Below are 15,561 nucleotides of genomic sequence, written 5' to 3'. Positions count from 1 at the left end.
AATGCGATGATAACGGCACTTCGTGGCATGAAAGATATGCTTCCAGCTCGCGCAAAACTTTACGCACAGATAATCAAAACCTGCGAGGAAGTCGCAAAAAACTACGGATATGAGCAAATTTTGACCCCGCACCTCGAGGAGACGGCGCTTTTTAAAAGAAGTGTCGGCGAGAGTAGCGACATTGTAGGCAAAGAGATGTATCAGTTTGAAGACAAAGGCGGCAACGACGTTTGCTTGCGTCCTGAGGGCACAGCTGGCGTGGTTAGAGCCTTTATCGAGGCAAAACTTGATAGGGCAAATGTGACAAAACGCTGCTTTTATCATGGCTCGATGTTTCGCTACGAGCGCCCACAAAAAGGCCGCTTAAGAGAGTTTCACCAGTTTGGCTGTGAGTGCTTTGGCGAGGGCAGCGTCTATGAAGATGCGAGCATTATTTTGATGGTGAGCGAAATTTTCAACAGACTAAATATAAAAACAACCTTAAAAATAAACTCACTTGGCGACGAGAGCTCGATGAAGTCTTACAAAGAAAAACTTGTCAAATTTCTAGATGAAAACGATGAAAAAATTTGTGAAGACTGCAAAAGACGCAAGCTTTTAAACCCTATCCGCGTGCTTGACTGCAAGGTCGAGAGCTGCCAAGAAATTTACAAAAATGCTCCAGTCATCACTGATAGCTTAAGTGATGAGGCGCAGGCTGATTTTGCAAAACTGCAAGAAATTTTAACGGCAAATGGCGTTAAATTTGAGATAGACACTAAGCTCGTTCGCGGCTTAGACTACTACTGCAAGACGGCGTTTGAGTTTATCAGCAACGAGATCGGCTCACAAAGTGCAGTAGCAGGGGGTGGCAGATACGATAGGCTCGTTGAATATCTTGGCGGTAGAGCAAGTTACGGCGTTGGTTTTGCGATGGGTGTTGAGAGGATAATGGAAATTTTAGGCGAGGCCCAGGATGAGCGAGACGGAGTTTATCTTTGCGCGCTTGATGCGGCGAATGTTGATTTTATCTATAATCTTGGCTCAAAACTTCGCAAAAAATATCAGGTCGAAATTTCATACGAAGCCAAAAAACTTCAAAAACATCTACAAAATGCCGACAATAAAAATGCAAAAATTTTCCTTTGTGTGGGCGAAAACGAGATGAAAGAGAATAAAATTTGGTATAAAAATTTAGAGACCAAAGATGAAAAAACGATAAATTTAGATGAGCTTGAAAAGGAGCTGGGATGAATGATTTTGGACTTAGCATTTGGGGCAATTCAAATTTTGTAATAGAAGACGGCAAAGTCTGCATAAACGAAGCTAGCAAGCCAGCGATCATCGACATCGTAAAAGAGATAAGAGACGATGGCTACAGAGGTCCACTGCTGCTTCGCTTTCCGCACCTTATCCAAAAGCAGATCGAGCAGATCCACGCAAGCTTTGCAAAGGCAAAGAAAGAATTTGCCTACAAAGGCAGCTTTAACGCCGTCTTTCCGCTTAAAGTAAATCAATATCCAGGCTTTGTAAAAAACCTAGTTCGCCTTGGCAAACCCTACAACTACGGCCTTGAGGCTGGTAGCAAGGCTGAGCTACTTCTAACTATGGCTTATAACAACGACAAAGCGCCTATAACTGTAAATGGCTTTAAAGATAAAGAGATGATAAACATAGGCTTTATCGCCGCTGAAATGGGGCATAATATCACGCTAACGATCGAGGGCTTAAACGAGCTTGAAGCGATAATCGCCATCGCAAAAGAGCGCTTTAAACCAAAACCAAAGATCGGACTTAGGGTAAGACTGCACTCGACAGGCTCAGGACTTTGGGCAAAAAGTGGAGGCATACACTCTAAATTTGGACTAACATCAACCGAGCTAATAGAAGCTGTAAAGATGCTAAAAAAGGCAAATTTACTTGAAAACTTCACGATGATACACTTTCACATCGGCTCTCAAATAAGCGAGATCCATCCGCTCAAAAAAGCACTCATCGAGGCTGGCAACATCTACGCTGAGCTTAGAAAAATGGGTGCCTCAAATTTAAAAGCGATAAATTTAGGTGGAGGCCTTGCGATCGAGTACTCGCAGTTTAAAGAAGAAAGCAGCAGAAACTATACGCTAAACGAATACGCAAACGACGTTGTTTATATGCTTAAAACCATAAGCGAGCAAAAAAAGGAGATCGAGCCAGATATCTTCATAGAGTCAGGTCGCTATATCGCTGCTTCTCACGCACTTTTAGTCGCTCCTGTGCTTGAGCTATTTTCTCAAGAATACACCGAAGAGAAGCTAAATTTAAAGAAAAACAATCCAAATTTAATAACCGAACTAGTTGATCTTTACAAGTCAATTAAGCCTTCAAACGCCCTAGAGTACCTGCACGACGCTATCCACCACACCGAGAGCATCCTCACGCTTTTTGACCTAGGCTATGTCGATTTGCAAGATAGATCAAACGCAGAGGTGCTTTTAAGGCTCATTAGCAAAAAGGCTGTCGTAATGCTTGGCAACAAGAGCAACTCAAGCGATCTAACTAAAATTCAAAAAGAGGTTCAAGAGAGATACCTGCTAAATTTCTCGATCTTTCAAAGCTTGCCAGACTTTTGGGGACTAAAGCAAAATTTCCCTATCATGCCGCTTGACAGGCTCGATGAGCGCCCTACACTGCCGGCTTCGATCTGGGACATCACTTGCGATAGCGACGGCGAGATCAGCTATGATGACGAAAAAAATCCGCTACTTTTGCACGACGTGGATGTGGAGAAGGAGGATTATTTCTTGGGATTTTTCCTAGTTGGCGCATATCAAGAAGTTATCGGCATGAAGCATAACCTCTTTACTCATCCGACAGAAGCTACCGTGGAGATAACAAGTGATGGCTACAAGGTCACAAATTTACTAGAGAGCCAGTCGATCCTTGATATCATGGAGGACATGGACTACGATATCTACGAGATCCAAGACACTCTAAATGAACGCTTAGAGAAATCAACTCTGATAAACGAAACACAAAAGAAGCAAATTTTGGGCGAACTTTATCTATTTTTAAATGATAATAGCTACTTAAAGACAATCAACTAAAAAGGACGAAAATGCAACTAGCAAACAGAATGCAAACATTGAGTGAATCAATCACAATCGCGATCAGTACAAAAGCCAAAGAGATGAAGGCTGCTGGCATCGACGTGATCTCGCTTTCAGCTGGTGAGCCTGACTTTATGACTCCAAAAAAGATAAGAGAAACTGTAAAAAACGCACTTGATAACGATAGCAAAAGCGGCAAATACACGCCAGTGCCGGGCCTGCCTGAGGTCATTGACGCCATTAGAGCAAAGCTAAAAAGAGATAACGGACTTGACTACAAAGCAAATCAAATCGTCACAAACATCGGCGCAAAACACTCACTTTTTAATGTATTTCAAGCACTTATCAACCCAGGCGACGAGGTCATCATCCCCTCTCCATACTGGGTGAGCTACCCTGAGATCGTTAAATTTTGTGGCGGCGTGCCTGTCTTTATCGAAGCAGACGAGAGCACAAATTTCAAAGTCACAGCCGAGCAGCTAAAAAAAGCGATCACACCAAAAACCAAAGTCTTTTCGCTAAATCACCCGACAAACCCAACTGGAGCCGTATATACAAAAGATGAGATCGCGGCATTTGGCGAGGTTTTAAAGGGCAGTGATATCATCATCACAAGCGATGAAATTTATGAAAAAGTGATCTACGGCAAGAAATTTCACGCAGTAGCCTCAGTGAGTGAGGATCTTTTTAAAAGAACGGTCACGATAAATGGACTAAGCAAGTGTGGCGCGATGCCTGGCTGGAGATTTGGCTATATAGCAAGCTCAATGGACTGGCTCATTGCTGGCATCAAAAAGCTTCAAAGCCAAAGCACAAGTAACATCAGCTCGATCGTGCAAATAGGCGCTATCCCATCGCTTCTTGGCGAAACTGATGACGATATCGAAAACATGAGAAAAGAGTATGAAAGAAGACGCGATGTGGCAGTTGAGATGATAAATGCTATCCATGGGTTAAGCGTAGTTAAGCCTGATGGAGCGTTTTATCTATTTGTAAAATGCAAAGATATAGATGGCGACTCACTTAGATTTTGCAAAAAAATGCTTGAAGAGGTAAATGTAGCGACCGTACCAGGCGTGGGCTTTGGCATGGATGGATACTTTAGAATTTCTTTTGCGACAGACATCGAGAGCATAAAAAGAGCGATCGAGAGGATCGCAAATTTTGTAAAAAGCTACAAAATTTAATGATCAAATTTAGAGTAAATGGCAAAATTTTCGAGCTTGAAAACGATATAAGCGTTTATGATTTTTTAGCTCAAAATGGCTATGAGCTTAAATTTATAGCCCTTGAGCGAGACGGAGAAATTTTGCCAAAAAAGCTTTGGCGTGAGCGCTTCATGAGCGAAGCCAAAGCCTATGAGATCGTCACTTTAGTTGGCGGTGGATGAGGAGAAAATGATAGAGATTGTATTAAATGGCGCAAAATTTAAGGTGCCAGTAAAAAGCCTTAGCGAGCTAAAAGAGCTTGCTCTTGGCGATAAAGAGAGTGAAATTTATAAATTTTTAGAGAAATTTAACGCGACAAAGCCGGACATTTTTATCGTTGATGGCTTTGCTATAAAAGAAGATAGCGAGCTAAAAGATGGCTCAAATGTCGTATTTATAAGGCGTGGCGTGATGCCTGAGCGTGAAGTTTTACGCGCGATGATCGCTTCACGAAACAGCCCTGAGCTAAATTTAGCCCTAAGTAAAGCCGTGATCGGCGTGGCTGGACTTGGCGGTCTTGGCTCAAATATCGCGCTAAGCCTAGCAAGAGTTGGCGTAAAAAAGCTAGTGCTTGCTGACTTTGACGTCGTTGAGCCAAGTAATTTAAACCGCCAGCAGTATTTCGTCCGCCACATCGGCTTAAAAAAGACGCAGGCGCTTAAAGAGCTGATAAATGACGTAAATCCCTTTGTCGAGGTCGAAACTCACGATATATTTTTAGATGAAAAAAATGTGGCTAGCGTCTTTGGCGAGTGCGAAATTTTATGCGAAGCCTTTGACAATGTCGCTGGCAAGGCGATGATACTAAACGAAGCGGGCGCCAGCCTAAAAGAGAAAAAGATCATCGGCGCTTCTGGCATGGCAGGATACTTTAGCTCAAATCTCATAAAAACCATAAAATTTGCCAAAAATGTCTATCTTTGCGGCGACCTCACAAACGAGGCGAAAATCGGTCAAGGGCTCATGGCACCACGCGTTGCGATCTGCGCAAACCACGAGGCAAATTTAGCCATTAGACTACTTATGGGCTTGGAGGCATAAGTGCAAAGTGGTAGTTTGATCCTTGGCGGCAAGGAGTTTCAAAGCCGCTTTATCCTTGGCTCTGGTAAGTATTCACACGAGCTAATCGACTCAGCTATAAACGAGGCTGGAGCGCAGATCCTAACCCTTGCTCTTAGGCGCATAAACGAAAGTAAAGAGCGAAATATACTTGACTTTATCCCAAAAGGCGTGACGCTCTTGCCAAACACAAGTGGCGCTAGAAACGCCAAAGAGGCCGTTCGCATCGCCCAGCTCGCACGTGAGCTTGGATGTGGCGAGCTTGTTAAGATAGAGATCATAACTGACTCTAAATTTCTCTTTCCAGACAACGCTGAGACGATAAAAGCTTGCGAAGCCTTGGCAAATGACGGCTTTGTGCCAATGCCTTATATGTTTCCAGATCTAAATGCCGCAAGAGCGATGCTAAGCGCAGGGGCAAGCTGCATAATGCCTCTAGCTGCGCCCATTGGCTCAAATCAGGGGCTAGTTTTTAAAGATATTATTGAGATTTTGATAAACGAGCTTGATACGCAGATCATCGTAGATGCTGGCATCGGCAGGCCTTCACAAGCGTGCGAAGCTATGGAGATGGGAGCGGCTGCTATCATGGCAAACACAGCCATCGCCTCATCTAAAAATATCCCGCTCATGGCAAGAGCCTTCAAAGAGGCCATCATCGCTGGTCGCAACGCCTATCTAGCAGGCCTTGGTGCAAAGAGCAAAAGCGCAAACGCCTCATCTCCGCTCACTGGATTTTTAGACTGATGAAATTTACAAGAACCGACCACATGCAGCTGCTGCCTCACATGCAGGATGTTGGCAGCGAGATAATGAATGAAATTTTAAAAGAGCGCGCGAGCTATAAACCAGAAATTTACACCGAAGCAGACGTAAAAGCAGCTCTTAATGCAAAGCACTGCTCGCTTGAAAATTTAAAAGCCCTGCTCTCACCTGCTGCAGCGCCATTTTTAGAGCAAATAGCCCAGCTCGCTCAGGCAAAGACAAGGGCAAATTTTGGCTCAAATATCACGCTTTTTACCCCACTTTACATAGCAAACTACTGCGATAATCTCTGCGTTTATTGCGGTTTTAACGCTAAAAACAATATAAAAAGGGCAAAGCTAAGTGACGAGGAGATCACAAGAGAACTAAGAGAAATTTCAAAGAGCGGCTTGGAAGAAATTTTAATTCTAACTGGCGAGAGCGAGACCAACTCAAGTGTCGCCTACATCGCAAACGCCTGCGCTTTAGCAAAGAAATTTTTTAAAGTCGTTGGGGTTGAAATTTATCCATTAAATTCAGACGGCTACGCCCTGCTTCACAAAAGTGGCGCAGACTACGTGACCGTCTTTCAAGAGACCTACAACCCCACAAAATACGAGAAGATCCACCTTGGCGGTAATAAGAGAATTTTCCCTTACCGCATAAACGCGCAAGAGCGAGCGCTTCTTGGAGGCATGAGAGGGGTTGGCTTTGCGGCACTTCTTGGCATAGATGACTTTAGACTTGACGCCTTTGCGACCGCACTGCACGCAAGCTTGGTTCAAAAAAAATATCCGCACGCCGAGATCGCATTTTCGTGCCCAAGACTTCGCCCTATCATCAACAACGACCGTATCAATCCACGCGACGTGGGCGAGCGCGAGCTTTTGCAAGTGATCTGCGCTTATAGAATTTTCATGCCAACAGCTAGCATAACGATCTCAACCAGAGAAAAGGCGAAATTTCGCGATAACGCCGTAAAGATCGCCGCAAATAAGATAAGTGCTGGCGTAAAAGTAAGCATCGGAGCTCACGGCGAAGAGAAAAAGGGTGACGAGCAGTTTGAGATAAGCGACGACAGAAGCGTGGATGAGATCAAGGCTATGATAAAAGCAAACGGCTTAGAGCCCTTGATGAGCGAGTATGTCTATGTTTAAAATTCTCTGCGTGGCCGACTTTGAAAGCTATGATGGCGATGACTTTTTAAAGAGGATACAGCTACTTTGCAAGGCTGGCGTGGATGAAATTTTGCTTCGTGCAAAGGGTCTAAGCGAGGCTCAATTTTACGACCTTGCTAGGGTTGTGGCTCAAATTTGTGAAAACTACCGCAAGAAATTTATCATTAATCAATTTTTTGACGTAGCTTGCAAGCTAAAGAGCGACTTTTGGCTCACTTCATCGCAGCTTGATTTTTTTAAAAATCACGGCGTTTTTTTGGATGAATTTAGAAAAACAGCTAAAATTTACGCCCCAGCTCACGACCTAGAACAGGCTAAAATTTCAGCCTCTATCGCTGACGTGCTCGTTGCTTCTCATATATTTGCCACCTCTTGCAAGGCGGGTTTGGAGCCAAAAGGGCTAAATTTTATAAGTGAGCTAAAAAGCTTAGACAAAGAAATTTACGCACTTGGCGGACTAGACAGCGGGAACTACAAAGAGGCCATAAAAGCTGGCGCAAACGGCATTTGCTTCATGAGTTTAGCAATGAACGGCGATATGGAGCTTATAAAAAAGATAGTAGAGAGCAAAAACGAGCAAATTTAGCTTTATTTGCATAAAATTTTACATATTATTTTATATATAAAACTACGTAAAATTAAATTTATAGACTATTTTAATAAAGTAAAATAATTGATTTTAGATAAAAAATTGTCATTTTGCCACTCTTTTTTATATCGAAAATTTATTGCTATTATCTGATGGAGCGCTATTTTTACGATGATATAAAAGAGTAAATTTAAATAAATTTTAGCTGCAAGTAAATTTCTATGTCACAAAGTAAATTTTAAAACTATTTTGTTATCAAATTTTATTTATTTTGAAAAATTTATGTTTGAAATCTCCCACGCCAAAAGACGTGGGATAAATTTTACGCTATCTTGCTAGCGTCGATGATGTTTAGATCAAGACCTAGATCTTCAACAGATAGACCAAGCGCGAGACCTACAAGCTGAGAGAGGTGGATGATAGGTTTTCTAACATCTGAGTGGTTCTCATCTTGATATCTCTCTTGATAGATGTCAAGTTGCATTTGGCAAAGTGGGCACGGAGTTACAACTACGTCTGCACCATTTTGATCAGCGTTATTTACGATCTGGCTTGACATTTTTCTTACTGATTTTCCAGCTGGATAGCTAGCGTGGAAGCCGCAGCAGTCAAGTCTTTTCTCAAATGGCACGATAGTGGCACCAAGTGCGCTTACAACGGTTTCAAAGCTCTTTGGATTGACTGAACTTTCTCTATTGTGCAGATCTTTTTCAGGTCTTAGGCTGTGGCAGCCGTAAAATAGCGCTACTTTTAGGCCGCTAAGTGGTTTAACAACCTTTGCTTTTAGCGTATCGACATTTTGATAAAGCTCCCAAAGAAGGCTTGTGATCTCGGTTGAGCCGTTATATTTCATATTGCCTTCAGCTAAAAATGTATTGATACGATCTTTTGCGCCCTTATCAAGCGTGCTTTTTGCTCTTGTTAGAGTTAGCATACAGGTTGAACATGTCGTAAGCATCGGCATATTCATCTGCTCTGCAAGCGCTATATTTCTAGCGTTTGCCACAAGTGCAGCGATAGGATCGACGTCTTGTGCTTGTTGAGCACCACAGCAGCTCCAGCCCTTTATCTCGTGAAGCTTCCAGCCAAGTACTGGAGCGATAGCCTCAAGCGACATCTTAGCCTCTTTAGCTGCTTGAGAGAGTACGCATCCTGGGAAAAAAGCGAATTCATTTTGCATAATTACTCCTTACTAGCAGCTTTGCGAGCCGCATTTATCATTTTTACTAGATCATCATGTCCTTCAATATCCTCTTCACCAAAAATATGAAGCGGATTCATCTTGCCAGCAAGCATTAAATTTGCTGCGATATCCATTTTGCCAATATTTTTGATAACGCCTTCTGAACGAAGTGCAAGCTTGATCTCATTTAGTCTGCCTGAGCCATCAACTAGATCAGTTAAAAACGCCTCAGCGTGATCTGGCCCCATGCCCTCATTAAAGCCTTTTTGTATAGCCATGATACGAAGATCTGTTATGTCGCTGCATGCGCTTATGCCTTTTGGACAGCGGTCAGCACACTCTTGGCACTTTACACACATCCAAAGTCCGTTGTCGATAGCTGGCTTTAGGTGTGGCATAGGATCTTTGCTACGTGAATCAAAGGCGGCTCTATAAGCATGCACAAAGACAAATGGTTGCATATAATCACTCGCATCTGCTTCAAGCTTATTACACTCGCTAGCACAGGCTCCGCAAAGTATGCAGTCCCACTCAAGCGCTACTTTATCGTACTCTTTTTGGCTTTGCTTACAGCCTTTTGCAGCGCTAAATTCTGACTTAGCAGTGATGCTTGGTTTGATCTTGCGTAAATTTTCTATACTTGGCTCCCAATCCACCATAAGGTCTGAGATAACTTTGAAATTTCCAAGTGGTGAAATTCTAATAGTATCTGGGTTGCCATACTCAGCCAAAAGCTCGTTCATCTTTGTGTCGCAAGCTAGATATGAGTGACCATTTACTCTAACAGCGCACGCACCGCATATCGCTGAGCGACAAGATGCTGTGAAATTTAGCGTCGCATCCTTTTTTTGTTTGATATCAAAAAGCACTGTTAAGAGCGTTTTGCCTTTGACCTCTTCATTTGTTAGCTCATAAGTTGATTCATATTTTTTAGTTCCGTCAAAACGGTCGATAATAATTTTCATCCTAGCTCCTTACTCTGGCTTCTTGCCGTCAAGTGAAAATATGCCTGTCACAACATCTTTGTAGCCAAGCTCCAACTTGCTGTCTTTTAGTGTGACTATGCTGTGTTTTAAGAAATTTACATCATCTCTTTTTGGATAGTCCTCTCTTGTGTGAGCGCCGCGGCTCTCAAGACGATTTTGCGCTGCAAGACATGCTGCACGAGATAGAAGTATAAGGTTGCCAAGCTCGACGTAGTCAGTAAATGCTGTGTTCATGACTGGATTTTGATTTGGCACTTTGATGGTGTCATATTTTGCTTGGATGGCTTCTAGATTTTTAGAGAGCTGATCTAGTTTTGCGCCAGTTCTAAAGATACCCATTAGATCCCAGTTATTTTTACCAAGCTCTTCACGAAGTGCGTACATATCATTTACGCCGCCCTCGCCTGTTGCGATAGATTTAAATTTATCTTGCCACATTTTTGCTAGCTCAGAAGTTCTCTTTCCGCTTGCAAATTTTGCATTTTGAGCATAAGCGCCAGCACCTTTGCCAGCTAGATCGCCAGTGACTACTGCATCAGTTAGGCTGTTTCCACCAAGACGGTTTGCACCGTGGATAGATACGCATGAGGCCTCGCCACCTACGTAAATTCCAGGGATTTTTGTGCTCATATCATCAAATTTAGCTACCTCTATGCCACCCATTGAGTAGTGAGCTGTTGGGCGGATAGGCACTGGTTGCTCGACTAGGTCGATGTCTTGAAAGAGCATCGCTGTGTGGCGAATTTTTGGAAGCTTTTTTATAATAGTATCTTTGCCAAGGTGGCGAACATCACAAAGTACATAAGCGCTCATGCCCTCGCCAAAGCCTCTACCTTCGCGAATTTCTGTCTCGATAGCACGAGCGACGACGTCACGAGGAGCTAGCTCCATTTTTTCATGATAGTTTTTCATAAAGCGCTCGCCCTTGTTGTTTAACAAGTAACCACCCTCACCACGAGCTGCCTCTGTGATAAGTGTGCCGCCATTTTGAACGCCAGTTGGGTGAAACTGAAGCATCTCAGGGTCTTCAAAACCAAGACCTACTTTAAGCGCAGCAGCGATACCATCGCCTGTTGCTATAAATGGAACTGAAGTGCGGTTATAGAAAATTCTAGTATATCCACCAGTTGCGATAACAAGTGACTTGCAAAGGACTGGGTAAATTTGACCATCTTGGATGTTGCGAAGAACGACACCTTCGACCTTGCCGTCCTCAAGACCGATCTCAAGTAGCTCATGATCCATTAGAAATTTAACCCCAGCTGTGATAGCGTCGTCAAGACAGGCGTGCATCAAAACGTGTCCGGTTTTATCAGCTGCGTAGTTACAGCGTTTTTTGCTAGCGCCACCCATGAAACGAAATGCCACGTCGCCATTATCTTTACGAGAAAAGAGCATGCCGTTGTAGTCTAGTTCGTGGATAACTGCGCCTGCTGCCTCGCAAAATTTCACAACTGCATCTTGATCAGCAAGATAGGCCGCACCTTTTACGGTGTCGTAGGCGTGAAGCTTAAAGCTGTCGCCATTGCTAAAGTCAGTAACGCCGTTTATACCACCCTCTGCCATACAGGTCGCGTTGCGTGATGGCATCATCTTTGTGGCAACTACGACTGTTAAATTTGGGTTTTGTTTGCGAACGGCTGTTGCTGCACGAAGTCCTGCACCGCCAGAGCCGATTATTAGCACATCAACAGATGGCAAGCCATTTTCATTGCCCTTTGGCAACTCGCCAGCAAAAACATTGGTCGCACCAGCTGTTGTAGCTAGCGCACCTACGCTGATACAGGCGCTTTGTAGAAATTCTCTTCTGGTAAATTTTTCACTCATTGATAACTTCCTATTTTAATAAGTTTATTAGCGTTAAGACGCACCGCCAGTTTATTTCTTAATATTTTTTAAAATAAGTAGATTAATTAAAAAATTAATGATGTAACTTTACATAAAATTTACTTAAAAGAAACATAAGAATTTATTTTAGGTTGTATAGTGAGATTTGATAGCTAAAATCATTTGATAAAAGACCATTTTATCGTATTTGTGGCTACTACTTATAAATTTATTATTTTAATAAAGATAAAAATAATATTATCTCGCAATATATATTAATGAAAATAGATAAAATGTTATAAAATAGCCAATTTTACGTATCTTTGAGGATATTTCTTAAAACTAAATAAATAATTAAAACTAATAAATTTAAATGAGATAAAAATCGTATGATTATCAAAAATCATATAAATTTGTAAATTTTTGATAGCTAGAAAGTAAAATGATAGATAGCCCCGTAGTGTCTGACTGAAATAATAAAGCTTAAATTTATATCAAATATCTCAATGTCATCAAGTGACGGATACCAGATATCACTAAAAAATTTAGAGAGATCATCGAAGCGCAAAATATCAATGCTCTCAAATTTATTAAAATTTATGCAAATTTCATTTGGCGTGGCGATGCCAAGCTTGCTAAAAGCGGTCTTGAGATCAAAATTTTCTTCGTCCGCATTAAAGCCATCAAGCCTGCTAAATTTATCTATCTTAAAAAACCGATCTATATCATCTAGGCTAAATTTATGAAGTAAATTCTCTCTTATCTTTATGCACTCACCAGGCAACAAGCTCCTAATGATCGGCATCTCAAAGCCATATTCTTTGCGGAAATTTTCTAGTTTTATCTGATCCATTTTGGGAGGTTTTGGCTAAATTTAAATTTAGCCAAAAATTTATTTTAAAAGCTCTTTTGCGTATTTTAGCCCTAGCTCGTAAGCTTTTGCATTTGCCTCTTTGACCTTAACTGGCACGCTTGCTAGCATCTCTTCACGCACTAAATTTTCATCCATGCAGCCACTCATCGCCACAGCCACACCAAGGGCTACGACGCTTTGGGTGATGACGTTTCCGACCTCGTCTTTTGCGATAGAGATGATAGGAATTTCATAAATTTTCCAGCGCTTTTTGTCCTCATCACTTACTTTTACCAAATTTGGCTCGACAACGATCGCGCCGCCCTCTTTTACGCCACTTTTAAAGGCATCGTAGCTTATCTGCGCAGTTGCTAGCATGAAATCTATCTCGCCCTCGTTTGCATAAGGATATAAAATTTCTTTCTCGTCAAGTATGATATCGACCTTCGTTGGGCCGCCACGCACCTGAGATGTGTAGGTAGATGCCTTGACACCGTATCCGCCCGCCTTTATCTTAGCAGCTGAGAGGATCTCGCCTGCTAGTATGACGCCCTGTCCGCCAACGCCGACAAATCTTAGCTGTGACTTCATGCTAGCTCCTTAAAATCTATCGCTTCGCCGCTCATAGCAGCCTTTCTTACCATGTCGTAAGCTTTGGTGTATTCGATCTTTTCTTCATCTTTGTGAAGCACGCCAAGTGGGAAAATGCCATTTTTCTCCTCATCGCTTAGCATGTCAAATTTGACCTTGCTCGTCGTGCGGCCCTTTATCCACTCTAAATTTTTCACCGCCTCGCCCATTTTGTTCTTGCGGCCTAAATTTATATGGCAATTTGAAAATACATCAAAAAAGCTGTATCCATCGTGGCTAAAGCCCTCTACAAAGAGCTTTGTAAGCTTCTCTGGCTCGATGACGCTACCGCGCGCGACAAAGCTAGCACCTGCGGCGGTTGCGAGCTTACAGGCGTCAAAGCTAGGATCGATATTGCCATACTGTGCCGTGACCGTCCACATGCCCTTTGGCGTTGTTGGGCTGGTTTGCGAGTTTGTTAGTGCGTAGATGAAGTTGTTTATTAAGATGTGATTTAGCCCGATATTTCGGCGGCATCCGTGTATCGTGTGGTTGCCTCCGATCGCCAGTCCGTCGCCATCGCCAGTTACTACGATGACATGCTTGTCTGGGTTTGCCATCTTTACGCCAGTGGCGTAGGCTATGGCTCTGCCGTGCGTCGTGTGAATGGTGTTGCAGTCTAGATATCCGCTAAAGCGGCCAGAGCAGCCTATGCCTGAGACCACGCAAACGTCGTTCATGTCCCAGCCCATCGTGTCGATAGCGCGGATGAGCGCCTTTAGTATGACGCCGTCGCCACAGCCCCAGCACCAAAGAGTAGGCATTTTATCTGTTCGTAAATATTTATCATAATTAAAAGCCATAAATTTCTCCTATCTTCGCCTCGATCTCGCTTGGGCTTATCGGTCTGCCGTTTGCTTTTAGCAGTTTTGCAAAGTCATCTCTTAAGATGATCTTTGAAATTTCGCCGCTATACTGACCTAAATTTAGCTCGCAGACTAAAATTTTATTAAATTTATTTGATATCTCTTTTAGTTTTTTAGCTGGAGCTGGAAAGAGTGTGAGTGGCTTAAATAGCCCTACTTTTAGCCCTTTTTCACGTAAATTTAAGATCGCTTGCTTGGCTGAAAGAGCGACACTTCCAAAGGCGATGATACAAATTTCAGCATCATTTAGCATAAACTCTTCAAATTTCTCGCACTCGTCAGTGTGTAAATTTATCTTATCAAACAGCCTATTCATCGAGTTTTCAACGATCTTGCCATCTTCTGTTGGAAAACCAGTAGCACCGTGATGAAGCCCTGTTATATGGTAGTGGTAGCCTTTAAAGAAAGGATTTAGCGTGGCTGGCTCGTCGTGGGCTGCCTCGTAAGGCTTATACTCTTTTGGCTCGCCGCTAAACTCTTTTCTTTTATAAATTTCAAGCTCGCTAATCTCTGGCAGGCGCACTCTAGCTTGCATGTGACCTATCGTCTCATCAAGCAGCAGCATAATCGGCGTCATAAACCTAGCTGCGAGGTTAAAGGCACGCACCGTCTGCGTGTAGCACTCCTCTAGGCTGCTTGGCGCAAGGACGATCATATTTACATCGCCGTGAGTTGGGTTTTTAGCCTGCAAGATATCGCCTTGTGCGACTCTGGTTGGCAGGCCAGTTGAAGGGCCGCCACGCATGACGTTTACGATGACAAGCGGTATCTCAGCGATAAAGCCAAGCCCTATTTGCTCAGCCTTTAGTGAAATTCCAGGCCCTGAGCTAGCAGTCATCGCTTTAGCGCCACTCGCACTTGCGCCAAGAGCTACTGAAATTCCAGCTATCTCATCTTCCATTTGTATAAATGTGCCGCCATGTTTTGGCAAAAGCACGCTTAGCTCGTGGGCGATCTCGCTGCTTGGAGTGATAGGATATCCGCCAAAGAAGTTACAGCCACACTCGACCGCAGCCCTTGCTACTAGGGCATTTCCAGTTGATACTACCTCTCTCATGCGCTCTCTCCAAGCTTGGCAAATTTATTTGCCTTTACAGCCGCAGCTCGCTCTTTGCTCTCAGGCGTTAGCTTTGCAAATTTAAAGCCTTTATCAGCCACATAGATGGCAAAATCAGGACAGTGAAGCTCGCAGTCACGGCATCCTATGCATGAGTCAGCATAGACCACTTCTATCATCTTGCCAAGCACCGCCTTTGGCTCAAGCCTCATACCTAGCACGCCTGCTGGGCAGTAGCTCACGCAGACATCACAGGCCTTACACCTGCTCTCATCGACCCAAACTGGGACATTTTCTTTTACGATCATATATC

General features: G+C 43.1%; 16 protein-coding genes. 8 read left to right on the top strand and 8 right to left on the bottom strand.

The genetic code is table 11. The annotated features are described in order from the left end of the window. Nucleotides 1-6: 6 nt before the first annotated feature. Genes hisS through MTT29_RS01675 form a run of 8 tightly spaced genes read left to right on the top strand, consistent with a single transcriptional unit; the run spans nt 7 to nt 7,843 of the window. Entirely contained in the window at nt 7-1,233 is a 1,227-nt protein-coding gene (hisS, locus tag MTT29_RS01710; protein WP_429799584.1) for a histidine--tRNA ligase, read from the top strand. Beyond that, nucleotides 1,230-3,065, top strand: a complete 1,836-nt coding sequence (gene speA, locus MTT29_RS01705) for a biosynthetic arginine decarboxylase (RefSeq protein WP_002940876.1) — start codon at nt 1,230-1,232, stop codon at nt 3,063-3,065. The genes hisS and speA overlap by 4 nt, the downstream gene beginning before the upstream one ends. An 11-nt stretch (nt 3,066-3,076) precedes the next feature. Beyond that, nucleotides 3,077-4,255 carry a pyridoxal phosphate-dependent aminotransferase gene (locus tag MTT29_RS01700; RefSeq protein ID WP_109146170.1) on the top strand — a complete coding sequence of 393 codons (1,179 nt, stop codon included), beginning with the start codon at nt 3,077-3,079 and terminating at the stop codon, nt 4,253-4,255. Beyond that, nucleotides 4,255-4,458, top strand: coding sequence for a sulfur carrier protein ThiS (thiS, locus tag MTT29_RS01695; protein ID WP_429799583.1), 204 nt, complete (start codon nt 4,255-4,257; stop codon nt 4,456-4,458). Before MTT29_RS01700 ends, thiS begins: the two co-directional genes overlap by 1 nt. Nucleotides 4,459-4,465: 7 nt before the next feature. After that, nucleotides 4,466-5,317 carry a sulfur carrier protein ThiS adenylyltransferase ThiF gene (gene thiF / locus MTT29_RS01690; protein WP_429799582.1) on the top strand — a complete coding sequence of 284 codons (852 nt, stop codon included), beginning with the start codon at nt 4,466-4,468 and terminating at the stop codon, nt 5,315-5,317. Further along, nucleotides 5,318-6,082: a thiazole synthase gene (locus MTT29_RS01685; protein WP_429799581.1), complete on the top strand. Its 765-nt coding sequence runs from the start codon at nt 5,318-5,320 to the stop codon at nt 6,080-6,082. Beyond that, nucleotides 6,082-7,236 carry a 2-iminoacetate synthase ThiH gene (gene thiH, locus MTT29_RS01680; protein WP_429799580.1) on the top strand — a complete coding sequence of 385 codons (1,155 nt, stop codon included), beginning with the start codon at nt 6,082-6,084 and terminating at the stop codon, nt 7,234-7,236. Before MTT29_RS01685 ends, thiH begins: the two co-directional genes overlap by 1 nt. Continuing rightward, on the top strand, nt 7,229-7,843 hold the full coding sequence (locus MTT29_RS01675) for a thiamine phosphate synthase (protein ID WP_429799579.1): 615 nt from the start codon (nt 7,229-7,231) through the stop codon (nt 7,841-7,843). Before thiH ends, MTT29_RS01675 begins: the two co-directional genes overlap by 8 nt. 325 nt (nt 7,844-8,168) lie before the next feature. On the opposite strand, the gene sdhE is transcribed toward MTT29_RS01675, so the two are convergent. The 8 genes from sdhE to MTT29_RS01635 all read right to left on the bottom strand — a co-directional run bounded on the left by sdhE (nt 8,169) and on the right by MTT29_RS01635 (nt 15,556). After that, nucleotides 8,169-9,026: an 8-methylmenaquinol:fumarate reductase membrane anchor subunit gene (sdhE, locus tag MTT29_RS01670; protein ID WP_429799578.1), complete on the bottom strand. Its 858-nt coding sequence runs from the start codon at nt 9,024-9,026 to the stop codon at nt 8,169-8,171. 2 nt (nt 9,027-9,028) lie between these two features. Then, nucleotides 9,029-9,994: an 8-methylmenaquinol:fumarate reductase iron-sulfur subunit gene (gene sdhB, locus MTT29_RS01665; RefSeq protein WP_429799577.1), complete on the bottom strand. Its 966-nt coding sequence runs from the start codon at nt 9,992-9,994 to the stop codon at nt 9,029-9,031. Between the two features lie 9 nt (nt 9,995-10,003). Then, on the bottom strand, nt 10,004-11,842 hold the full coding sequence (sdhA, locus tag MTT29_RS01660) for an 8-methylmenaquinol:fumarate reductase flavoprotein subunit (RefSeq protein WP_429799576.1): 1,839 nt from the start codon (nt 11,840-11,842) through the stop codon (nt 10,004-10,006). 430 nt (nt 11,843-12,272) lie between these two features. Further along, nucleotides 12,273-12,695: a heat-shock protein gene (locus MTT29_RS01655; RefSeq protein ID WP_429799575.1), complete on the bottom strand. Its 423-nt coding sequence runs from the start codon at nt 12,693-12,695 to the stop codon at nt 12,273-12,275. A 39-nt stretch (nt 12,696-12,734) separates the two neighbouring features. Further along, nucleotides 12,735-13,286 (bottom strand): 2-oxoacid:acceptor oxidoreductase family protein, encoded by a 552-nt coding sequence (locus tag MTT29_RS01650; protein WP_429799574.1) that lies wholly within the window; start codon nt 13,284-13,286, stop codon nt 12,735-12,737. Beyond that, entirely contained in the window at nt 13,283-14,128 is an 846-nt protein-coding gene (locus tag MTT29_RS01645) for a 2-oxoglutarate ferredoxin oxidoreductase subunit beta (RefSeq protein ID WP_103598803.1), read from the bottom strand. The genes MTT29_RS01650 and MTT29_RS01645 overlap by 4 nt, the downstream gene beginning before the upstream one ends. Next, nucleotides 14,118-15,248: a 2-oxoglutarate synthase subunit alpha gene (locus MTT29_RS01640; protein WP_103558486.1), complete on the bottom strand. Its 1,131-nt coding sequence runs from the start codon at nt 15,246-15,248 to the stop codon at nt 14,118-14,120. Before MTT29_RS01640 ends, MTT29_RS01645 begins: the two co-directional genes overlap by 11 nt. Beyond that, nucleotides 15,245-15,556 (bottom strand): 4Fe-4S dicluster domain-containing protein, encoded by a 312-nt coding sequence (locus tag MTT29_RS01635; protein ID WP_009293870.1) that lies wholly within the window; start codon nt 15,554-15,556, stop codon nt 15,245-15,247. Before MTT29_RS01635 ends, MTT29_RS01640 begins: the two co-directional genes overlap by 4 nt. Between the last annotated feature and the right edge of the window lie 5 nt (nt 15,557-15,561).

The sequence above is a fragment of the Campylobacter concisus genome (genome assembly GCF_050447485.1).
In the GTDB taxonomy this organism is placed as follows: Bacteria; Campylobacterota; Campylobacteria; order Campylobacterales; family Campylobacteraceae; genus Campylobacter_A; species Campylobacter_A concisus_BQ.
The sequence above is the reverse complement of the archived record's forward strand: the minus strand, read 5'-3'. Positions and strand labels throughout refer to the sequence as shown.

Coding starts and splice junctions, on each gene's coding strand:
- hisS (WP_429799584.1), top strand. CDS start 7: ATGATAACGGCACTTCGTGGCATGAAAGATATGCTTCCAGCTCGCGCA.
- MTT29_RS01675 (WP_429799579.1), top strand. CDS start 7,229: ATGTTTAAAATTCTCTGCGTGGCCGACTTTGAAAGCTATGATGGCGAT.
- thiH (WP_429799580.1), top strand. CDS start 6,082: ATGAAATTTACAAGAACCGACCACATGCAGCTGCTGCCTCACATGCAG.
- sdhB (WP_429799577.1), bottom strand. CDS start 9,994: ATGAAAATTATTATCGACCGTTTTGACGGAACTAAAAAATATGAATCA.
- thiS (WP_429799583.1), top strand. CDS start 4,255: ATGATCAAATTTAGAGTAAATGGCAAAATTTTCGAGCTTGAAAACGAT.
- MTT29_RS01640 (WP_103558486.1), bottom strand. CDS start 15,248: ATGAGAGAGGTAGTATCAACTGGAAATGCCCTAGTAGCAAGGGCTGCG.
- MTT29_RS01650 (WP_429799574.1), bottom strand. CDS start 13,286: ATGAAGTCACAGCTAAGATTTGTCGGCGTTGGCGGACAGGGCGTCATA.
- MTT29_RS01700 (WP_109146170.1), top strand. CDS start 3,077: ATGCAACTAGCAAACAGAATGCAAACATTGAGTGAATCAATCACAATC.
- thiF (WP_429799582.1), top strand. CDS start 4,466: ATGATAGAGATTGTATTAAATGGCGCAAAATTTAAGGTGCCAGTAAAA.
- sdhE (WP_429799578.1), bottom strand. CDS start 9,026: ATGCAAAATGAATTCGCTTTTTTCCCAGGATGCGTACTCTCTCAAGCA.
- MTT29_RS01645 (WP_103598803.1), bottom strand. CDS start 14,128: ATGGCTTTTAATTATGATAAATATTTACGAACAGATAAAATGCCTACT.
- speA (WP_002940876.1), top strand. CDS start 1,230: ATGAATGATTTTGGACTTAGCATTTGGGGCAATTCAAATTTTGTAATA.
- sdhA (WP_429799576.1), bottom strand. CDS start 11,842: ATGAGTGAAAAATTTACCAGAAGAGAATTTCTACAAAGCGCCTGTATC.
- MTT29_RS01635 (WP_009293870.1), bottom strand. CDS start 15,556: ATGATCGTAAAAGAAAATGTCCCAGTTTGGGTCGATGAGAGCAGGTGT.
- MTT29_RS01655 (WP_429799575.1), bottom strand. CDS start 12,695: ATGGATCAGATAAAACTAGAAAATTTCCGCAAAGAATATGGCTTTGAG.